General features: G+C 61.8%; 8 protein-coding genes. 3 read left to right on the forward strand and 5 right to left on the reverse strand.

The genetic code is table 11. The annotated features are described in order from the left end of the window. Positions 1 to 515 precede the first annotated feature (515 nt). From K6T84_RS23250 to K6T84_RS23270, 5 genes are all read right to left on the reverse strand, one after another. Entirely contained in the window at positions 516 to 1,409 is an 894-nt protein-coding gene (locus K6T84_RS23250) for a hypothetical protein (RefSeq protein ID WP_329786926.1), read from the reverse strand. A gap of 298 nt (positions 1,410 to 1,707) precedes the next feature. After that, complete coding sequence (locus tag K6T84_RS23255; protein WP_329786927.1) at positions 1,708 to 2,499, reverse strand: hypothetical protein; 792 nt, start codon at positions 2,497 to 2,499, stop codon at positions 1,708 to 1,710. 197 nt (positions 2,500 to 2,696) lie between these two features. Then, positions 2,697 to 3,656 (reverse strand): PDDEXK family nuclease, encoded by a 960-nt coding sequence (locus K6T84_RS23260; protein WP_329786928.1) that lies wholly within the window; start codon positions 3,654 to 3,656, stop codon positions 2,697 to 2,699. 128 nt (positions 3,657 to 3,784) lie between these two features. Then, positions 3,785 to 4,666: a hypothetical protein gene (locus tag K6T84_RS23265; protein ID WP_329786929.1), complete on the reverse strand. Its 882-nt coding sequence runs from the start codon at positions 4,664 to 4,666 to the stop codon at positions 3,785 to 3,787. A 593-nt stretch (positions 4,667 to 5,259) separates the two neighbouring features. After that, on the reverse strand, positions 5,260 to 5,487 hold the full coding sequence (locus tag K6T84_RS23270) for a hypothetical protein (RefSeq protein ID WP_329786930.1): 228 nt from the start codon (positions 5,485 to 5,487) through the stop codon (positions 5,260 to 5,262). A gap of 150 nt (positions 5,488 to 5,637) precedes the next feature. Between K6T84_RS23270 and K6T84_RS23275 the strand changes: the two genes are divergently transcribed. The 3 genes from K6T84_RS23275 to K6T84_RS23285 all read left to right on the forward strand — a co-directional run bounded on the left by K6T84_RS23275 (position 5,638) and on the right by K6T84_RS23285 (position 8,549). Further along, a complete protein-coding gene (locus tag K6T84_RS23275; RefSeq protein ID WP_329786931.1) occupies positions 5,638 to 6,708 on the forward strand; it encodes a hypothetical protein in 1,071 nt (356 codons plus the stop codon). Positions 6,709 to 6,829: 121 nt separating this feature from the next. Beyond that, positions 6,830 to 7,786 (forward strand): HipA domain-containing protein, encoded by a 957-nt coding sequence (locus K6T84_RS23280; RefSeq protein ID WP_329786932.1) that lies wholly within the window; start codon positions 6,830 to 6,832, stop codon positions 7,784 to 7,786. Beyond that, complete coding sequence (locus tag K6T84_RS23285) at positions 7,773 to 8,549, forward strand: hypothetical protein (protein WP_329786933.1); 777 nt, start codon at positions 7,773 to 7,775, stop codon at positions 8,547 to 8,549. The genes K6T84_RS23280 and K6T84_RS23285 overlap by 14 nt, the downstream gene beginning before the upstream one ends. Positions 8,550 to 9,009: the final 460 nt, after the last annotated feature.

Genomic DNA, 9,009 nt, shown 5'->3' on the forward strand with positions numbered 1-9,009 from the left:
TGCATCCACGGCCCGAACCGTAACCCGGAGCGCTGACAGGGCTGTCGGCATGTCAGGTGCGCCCTCTGCGAGCGACACGCCTTAGCGGCCCCCGCCCGCGGCCAGCGAAGCAGCATTCAAGGATGCGCCTGCACGCATGACACGTTCGTGAGACATATGACAAGGACATGACACCACCGCTGAGAATATGACACGGAGCGTGAGACCCTACAAGGCTGTAGATTCTCCGGCTACGTGTCATATGGCGTTGTTCTGACCTGCGGCGATCTCATCTGTCTCACGTCGTGTCATCTGGGTTTGTCTCATGTTCGTGTCATTTCCTCGGCCAGCCTCACGGTGCGCAGTTGAGGTCGAGGTACCGCAGGCAGCCGGCAGGAGTGGGCGCTAGCTTGTTTCATCACGTGACCCGCAGGCCCCAGCGAAGCGATGTGTTGAGACGTCGTTCTTTGCGGGATTGCCCTCGGGTCGTTGGAGGCCTTCCAGGTCGCTGAAGATCATGGCTAATCAGGATGCACCTACGGAGGGTTCGGCCTGTAGCTCCTTATCGGCTGGCTCGGAACTGGGGTTACGTTTAGCGAGCCAGCCACAATCCGATCATGAAGAGCAGCAGCACGCGGGTTACTCGGCACCGAGTAGTCCTCGTCGGGCGGCACCTGCGACACGACGTTGATAATCGGGTGTCCGCTCTCGGGCCACGCGAAGGCGATCATCTTGTAACTGTTCGTTGGAAATCCGACCCTCGTGAAGGTGATGCCGCAAGGACGATAGATGCGTGGCACCGGTGGAGTCTCAAAGCTGATCAGAAACTCGAACCCCGCGATCTGGACGTAGCCGCCGAGGATCTCACTGCCCATCCTGGCAGGGCGAAGGCGTATGGATTTGGGTATAGAGGAATGGTCTGGGTCGTGGTCGAGCACAACGTACAGCCCCCATGTCCGGGGCCATTCGGCGCCGCGCCAAAGGATTTCAGCTAACTGTTGGGTCGTGACGCCAAGCCGGAAGCGGTACGCGGCAGCCCCGCCTACTTCGATGGCACCGGCTTCGATGGCACCCCAGATGACTTTGAGCATCCATAGCTCGATGTAGGGGCCGCTGACCATGGTGAAGCCGCGTGGGAAGCTACTGCGGTTGTCGTTACCAAGGTATTTGAAGATGTCGAGGTGGTCTTGCAGGAAGTACCGGAAGAATTCGGCGGCCATCTTGTCCAGCGGCGACAACGCGTTGTTGTGCCGGCGGCACAACATCTTTCGTGACAGTGACGCGCGGCCGATCGTCTTGCGTTGTTCGGTTTTGTCCTGCCACGCGGCACCTTCGACCACCACGACTTTGCCATCGGCCGAGATGGCACCGAGTACGTCGTCGGTGATGAAGTGCTCGCGAGTCAATTGCTCATCGCAGTCGTTACTCACGCGGGCGTAGCAGCCCGGATTCGCGTACCCCGTGAGCGGACCGCTTAGCAAGGGTGGCGGCTGCTCAGCGATCCACGATCCGTCGCTCGCTCGGTGACAACGCGTGGCCTGCCTACGCGATCCGCAGGGGCAGTCGTCGTCCGGTGGGGGCCCGTACCAGGTGCTGGCGCGCACGTCGGCGTCTCGGACGACCCTCTCGTCTAGTCGTCTGACGGCCTGATGTAATCCCTCGCCCACGGCTCCGACGATAGCTTCAGGCGCCGACATCAAAGTCCCCTACGGGAGTTGTCGGCACTACTCAATCGCAAACACCCCCGGCCCATCGGACTACCGAGACCGCCGCACCATATACGTTGTCCGCCAGCGACTTATCCAGCCACGACCCTGATGATCCAACCGCATCGCGGTGCGTGATCGCGGGTGTCGGTACAAGATGAACTTTGCGGTCGTCGTCCATGTATGAGGTCCAGCGCTCGCCGGACGACAAAATGTAGGCGGGACGCACATCTGTTCCTGCCACCGTGATGTGCTCCTGGGGCAGCCACATCCCAGACCAGCCGATCAGGTAGATAAACGGACTGCACAGCACCATCAGTATCGTAAAAAGAACCAAAATGATGACCGGCTTCGTCGGTATACCGTTTTCTGCGGTCTTCTGCGCTCGGGCGGCGATGAACCTGGCAAACAATACGATGGCGATGACAGTGAAGGCGACAGCTGCGCTGGCACCGATCTGCCACACCGGCATCGCGAATAGCACTAGGACCAAGGTCAGTACGACGAGTGCGAAAAACAGAGGATGTGGGCCCTTCGAGATAAACATGGCGACAGCGCACGCAACAGATACCGCCGCGCCGAAGGGCAGTATCGTCGCCAGCACAAGGGCAGTGGCATTGAGGTTCTGCACCAACGCACGCAGTGTCTCTGGGTCGCCACGCGACACGACGAGTACCCGTAGCGCTGCGAAGATGATCGGGGCAAGTCCCCACATCCAGCCACGTGGAGGTTTCCAGCCAGAGTCCTTCTTCCCACCCGCCGCATTGATGAGCGCGTCACCCAGCGACCGGAGCATTGCCGGAACGGGCGGCACCTGAGCTGACGATGGAGGCTGAGGGTCCATGACTTTGGAACCTACCGAAGTGGTAGGACAAGCGTGCATAGCTTGGTATCCCGGCTTCGGAGAGGGCGAGGCCGGCGAGGAATTCTCATTGGGGTAGCGGGGATCTCGGGTGGGAAACCGATAAAAGCCTGCCGTCGAGCGCCATCACTCCTTCACCGGATGCGACTTTAAGCCGGCTCGGATGCGCCGAACAGGACGTCGGCGTCTCTCCAACACTCTTTCGCCTTGGCGTCAGATAACTGTGCTTCGTCTCGGAACCTGGCACGGGTGAGGCCCCGCTTCCATCCGTCCGCCGCCTTCTTCGCTAGTGCAAGCCGATTTCGATCAGACGTGGGGTTTGCGTAGAACTTCCCATCCCTTAGCAAGGACGCTACGACATCGGGATGGACGCCGAACTGCTCCGATATCTGCGTTCTCGTCGCGCCGCCAGCCTGGAGTTCCACGGCGCTGCGGCAGCGTTCCAAGCGATCCGCGCGTACTTTCGCATTGGTCGCGTTCTGGCCACGAACATTGGCACTCGAGGTTGTTTTTTTCTTTCGGACGGCGATGTCTGGGCGGGGAGGAAGTTCCGGATTCTGCCGCCGACCACCCTCGGGCGGAAGCCATTTGGCGAAGATGGTGGGCAGGTTCGGCAGGTCGGTTTCGGTGACGGTCAAGACGGGGATGTGGTGCTGGCCCGCCAGGGCTATCTTGCGTTGCGCCTTCGCCATGTATACGGGGTTGGCGGTGAAGCCGAGGGCCTCGACGTAGGTGCCGTCGGAGAGTCGCCAGTCGGCGCGGTAGCCGTCGGGGTTGATGACCGGATCGAAAGGGTAGTGCGGTTCGGGGTGGTATGGAATGCCGTGGTCAAAGAAAAAGTCGTCAATCTGCCGCTCCAATAGGGAACGGCAGATGTGGCCATCTTTGGCCATCACGGTGACACCGCGGCTGGTGCGAATGCCGTCCGTGAGCAGTCCCGCTTGGCCGAGCCAGTCCGTCCAGGAGTAGACCTTTCGCCGTCCACCGGGAACGACATAACCGCGCCTCGCTGTCAGCATTCGGCACAACATCAGCAGGTCGGCGTGGGGTCCATCCTTGGGCATCTTCCTAAGTTGATCCCGCGCCGGGGCGCCGCCGAACTCGAGCACAGCGAGCTGGTTGAGCGACCACAGGACTGCGGGACGCCAAGGTTCGTCGAAGCCGATATCGACGAAGAGGCCGGAGCGGGCGTCGTCAACACAGTCCAGGCAGTACGGCGACGGTTCCGCGTAGGGATTCAGGGCTTCGCCACATAGCCGACACGGTGTGTCGTCGGGGTCAGCTTCATCGACCGCGCACGGATCAAAAGGCCCGGTGGCGGTTGTGGATCATCAGGAGGACGGTGCTCCACCGGACTGGAGGACAATATCGTGTGGCTGATTGGCTCATTGCGCCACTGGTTGTCTCGTATCGCGCGCCAACGGGCTTCGATTCGGTCGGCCCATTCCGCGGTAATCAGGACCCGCGCCTCGGGCCGCAGCATCCTCACGGTCGGTGGACACTCCAGGCGCGTAATCAGATCCTGACCAAAGAACTGGTCCGGATCGCTTGGATGGTCGCACAGCAGCACCGCCTCCGGCGCATGTCCGGCACGGCGAAGCAACCCTTGGATCGGTGCGGCTATCTCTGCAGCGAAGACGTGCAACTCCTTGTTGGTGACGTCGAAGCTAGCCAGAATCGGTTCGACATTCAATCCCGCGATCCTGCCGACCCACACGACGTGAATCCACCCGTCCGAATCGCGGTGCAACGTTGCGTTCAACCAGCCGGGCGTGGGGTCGAACGGGAGGGCAATTCCTTCGCGAGCGAGGGCCTCAATCACTGCAGGCCGATCGGACATGGTTGCGGTGAAGTGGACTTCCCCATCCGCCGAGAGGGCGGCGAGCTGCGCGACCAGGTCCTCGCCACCGGCGTTGCCTATCCCCCAGTTATGGATCGTGTGCCGGTACAGGTATCCAAGGCATCGGTCTTCCTCATCGCCTCCCATCGACTTCGGTAGGGCGATTGACACAGCGTCGCTGTCGAACGGGTTGTCTGGCCGGGGTATCAGTACCAAGGAGACTGAGATGCGTCCCACACGTTTTCCGTGCGCGGCAAAGGCCGTGTCAGCGAACTCCACCAACCGGTGGTCGTAGATGCCGTTGCCGTCGTCGTCTCGGATCCATGCCCACGAGACGCCGTCCGGGTTGATGGGGCCGGCGGGGGGGAAGCGTGACGACGTTGCCGTCCCATTCAATGGCGTAGCCCGTCATGCTCCTCCGCGGAAGGGTGTTGAAACCGACCTAGCGAACTCCGAGCGGCCCGGAGCGTGGGCGCTACCATATAGCGGCGCTCTGACATGCCCTCCCATGAGGTGGACGTGCCAGCCGACAGCTGAAGGGTTGACCCTCCGTCCGCATCGTGGCCGGTTATCTGGATCGAGGTCGGCTTCGGCCCCATCTCAACGACACCGAAGCTGATACTCGCTCACGGTGCACACGAGAAGTCGGTAACCAATGCGGCAGACCAATCGGGTCGGGTGGCCTACTTCTCGACCGTCGAAACTGGCGGCCGCCGTTCCACGCGGGAGCGCCCTCGATACTGGACTGCTCGAGGAACCCCAGCCGTACATGCTTTCCGACGTCAATGAGTTGCACGCACATCTGGAATCACTCAGCCCCGGCCACAGTGCCTGGCCCGCCACCGCCACCGCCACCGCGAGATCATTACTACTCAAAGATCGCCCGGCTGGACGGGCCGGTCGCAGCGTGCCGCCCACCACTGCGTGATCCGGGAGGCAGCTCCGGCGGTGGCGCCCACTACCGTCGCGATGGCACTCCACTGCGTCCGGCCGGTCAGATTGGTGATGCCGGTAGCGGCATAGGCGGTGCACTCGACCCACTCCAGGATGGATTCAGAACGGCGCGCCCAGCTGCGCCGGGAGTGATGGTCGTACAACATGGTCGGCTCCTCAGGAAGAAGTTGAATAGGTCACTTCTTCTGGGCTCTCGGCCACCTAATGCCCATGGTGTTAGAGGAACCGCAGGTTGGGCCAGTGGTCGACCCACTTCCGAGCCAGATATACAGCATCCATGCTGTATTTTTTGAAGAGTGGTGAACCCTGCCGATTGGCCATTCACGGTCGGTGACAGCCACAGGACAATCAACTACATCGCCCGCGGTGTCGGACAAGCCGCGACCAGCGGCGACCGGCGCAACTATCTGGTCACCGCCGGTTCGGGCGGCGGCAAGACACATACGCTCGACGCGATCGCTTCCAGTCTGAGCCGCAGCCACCGTCAAGTCCTGGTGCTGCGCCCCACCTTGTTGGGCGTCGGTACCTACGCCGACTTGCTGTACGAGTCGCTGCGCAGCCACGATCCCGACCTCGCTGATCGGGCTGTTCGTACCGCTTCGAGCTGGGTAAGTTTGGAGGACCTGATTGCGGAGACAGTGTCGTCCCGGCCCACGGTGCTCGTCCTCGACGATTTCGATCGCCTCTTCGCTCGCATCGAACGCGTTGCGCACGGCCGTCTTCGCGGCTGGCTAGACCAGGCGGTCAACGTGACCGTGGTGGCTTCGGCCGAGACCACCACGAATCGCGCATCACGGTCACGACGCCCCTGGCCGTGGCGAAGCATGTTCGACATCACCGATTTGGCATCGCTCTCCTTGGACGACGTAGCGGATCTGGTGCGTGCCGAGGCGAAGAAGGCGGATCGAGATGATGGGGTCGCCCGGCCTACCCAGCCCTGGAGACACCGTGAAATCGTCGACCTGTACAGCCGACTGGGCGGCAACCCGCGGGTGTGGACGATCGTGGCGCCCCACCTCGTGCGCTCCGGCAGGATGGACACGCCGTTGCCGGCGGTTTTCGACCAGCTCACGCCCTACTACCTGCCGCGTTTGCAAGCACTGTCGCCGTTGTCGTCACGCCTGGTTGTCGCACTTGCCCGTGCGGCGAGTCCGCTAACCGTTACCGAACTCGCCAAGCAGGTCCGGCTGGCGCACCAAAATACCGCCGCTGCCCTATCGCGTCTGGCACACGCAGATTGGGTGATACAGCAGAAACCTGCGGCTGACGACGACCAGCGCAGACGGCTCTATTCGGTTACCGAGCCTTCGATGCGGGAGTTCATCCGCCACTGGGACCTCCGATCTGCCACTGCGAGGGTCGGATGAGTAGCAGGGATCCCGTCGGATTGCTGGCGGAAGCATTTAGCAATCTGACCACCAAACCTGGGCGTGCCCGCCCAGTTCGCCACGACTGTGTTGGTCGGGCCCTCGGCCTAAGGTTCTTAACGTGGTAGCCGCCTTTAGCGTCGTCGATCTTCGCGGATGGACCCGCGGCGAAAGCGAACCCGGCGGCGACGAGGAAAAGCGGTGGTTCCGTGCACCCGAATCCTCTCCGTACAGCGGCCACTGGTTGTTCAAGCCGCGACAGACAAAGGCGTTACTGCTCTCAAAGGAACGTCAAGAACGCGGCGACGAGCCGGATCTTCTTATCCGCGGCGAGAACTGGGCGGAGAAGATCAGCTATGAGGTTGCAAAGCTCATCGGTGTCCCGACGGTCGAGACCGAGCTGGCGACAGTGCGTCGGTTGCAGTCAGATGAACAGCTGCACGGGTCGATAAGCCGTGACATGCGTCCAGACACTTGGGCGTTGACGTCGGGGGCCGCGTTGCTAGCAGAGCGCGATGATGAGTTCGATGCCATGTCATGTCATGGTCACACGATCACCGCCGTTCGCGAAGCGCTCGACGGTATCAGTGGACCGGTGAATACCGACTACGCCCAGTGGCCAGCATTTGACGTGTTCGCTGGTTATCTCGTCCTTGATGCCTGGATCGCCAACACCGACCGGCATCCTCGCAATTGGGCCGTTCTACAAAACCCCGTGACCGGAGATGTATGTCTAGGGCCGAGCTTCGACCACGGCTCAGCGCTGGCGAGCGGAAACACCGACGATGCCCGCGCAGATCGGGTGCTGCGCAACGCGGTCCGACAATGGTGCGGCCACGGAGAGACCAAACGCTTCGATGGTGGTGCTGCGGTCAGCCTCATCGACCTCGCAGGCCGGGCGTTGTCGATGGCGGGCGTCGTCGCTCGCCAACACTGGGTTAACCAAATCGCCAACGTTGACCTGGTAATATGCAGCGATATCATCGAAGCCACCCCCGACCTGTCAGACTCAACCCGTAGCTTCCTACGGACAGTCCTGACCACCAATCGGAAGCGAATCTGCGATGCTGTCCACTGATCTCGCACCATCGTCGGCCTACGCCGACGCCGATGTGCGCGTTTCGCGGCTCATCGTCACCCGCAGGAGCCCGGTCGACGCGATTTATCGGGCGATCGGCTACCTCGACCGAATCACCAGGACGGGTGATACGCCGCTATACAAGTTCACCTACCTCGCACAGGTGGCCGAAGAGCACGCCTTCGTGCCTATCGTCGGGTTCGGTGACATTCGACGCCATTACCAGTCACCCCGGTTGTTTCCATCATTCGCCGATCGCGTGATGAGCGCAAAACGACCCGACCGGCCCGAATACCTGGCTGCGCTTGATCTCGAGGTCAACGCCGGAGCTTGGGAGATTTTGTCTGCATCCGGAGGGCACCGTGAAGGCGACCCGATCGAGCTGGTGTCTCTGCCCAGCTTCGAGTCTGCCACTGGAAGAACGTCTGCGTGTTTCCTCGCACACGGCGTCCGACACCGCGGGGCCGAAGTCAGCGACCACATCACCGCTCTGGTGCCTGGGCACCGGCTGGCGTTAGAACGTGATCCCACGAACGGTTTCAACCCGCAGGCAGTGCGGGTCGTTGACCGTTCTATGCACCTCGGCTTCGTACCCGACCCCCTACTCGACTATGTCCATTCGGTGATCGAAGGCGGCCCCTACGACCTCACTGTCGTGCGGGCAAACCCGGCAGACACACACCCTCATTTGCGTTTGCTACTGCGTCTCACCGGTCGCTGTGACAGTTTCGTATTCGACGCTCCGAACTGGCGCTCCGCCTGATTTTCCCGTGCGCGCTTGTCGGATCGGGCTGACCGGTTGCCCGTGCGGCCTGCGATAGTCCTCACGAAACTCACGGGGCTTCGTCGTGCGAGTAGGACGCGAAGACGTCGCGTTCTGTAGGGACGCACGTATTCTGCAGTGCCTGACTACGAGCTCGCGAACCCATCGATGGTTCGGACCGGTAATCGGTGCGCGCAAGAATGTGCCCACCGCCCCTCGCTCCCAAGACTGCCGATAATGACCAACTACGTCAATGTTGCCGGCCATGTGTTCATGTTCACCGCAGTGCGAACGAACCGCGAACGACATAGACGCCGCGGACTGCGATGCTACGAAATACGCTCCACTCCGCGGGGAACGCCTGAGGCGCTGGCGGGCCGCCGTTGAATATTCTCGACAACTCGTCCGAGCAATGATCAGAACCTGTGGATGACCCTCGGTGGGGCGGCATGAAAGTGGG

It is taken from the genome of Mycobacterium zoologicum, from assembly GCF_020181635.2.
GTDB lineage: Bacteria > Actinomycetota > Actinomycetes > Mycobacteriales > Mycobacteriaceae > Mycobacterium > Mycobacterium zoologicum.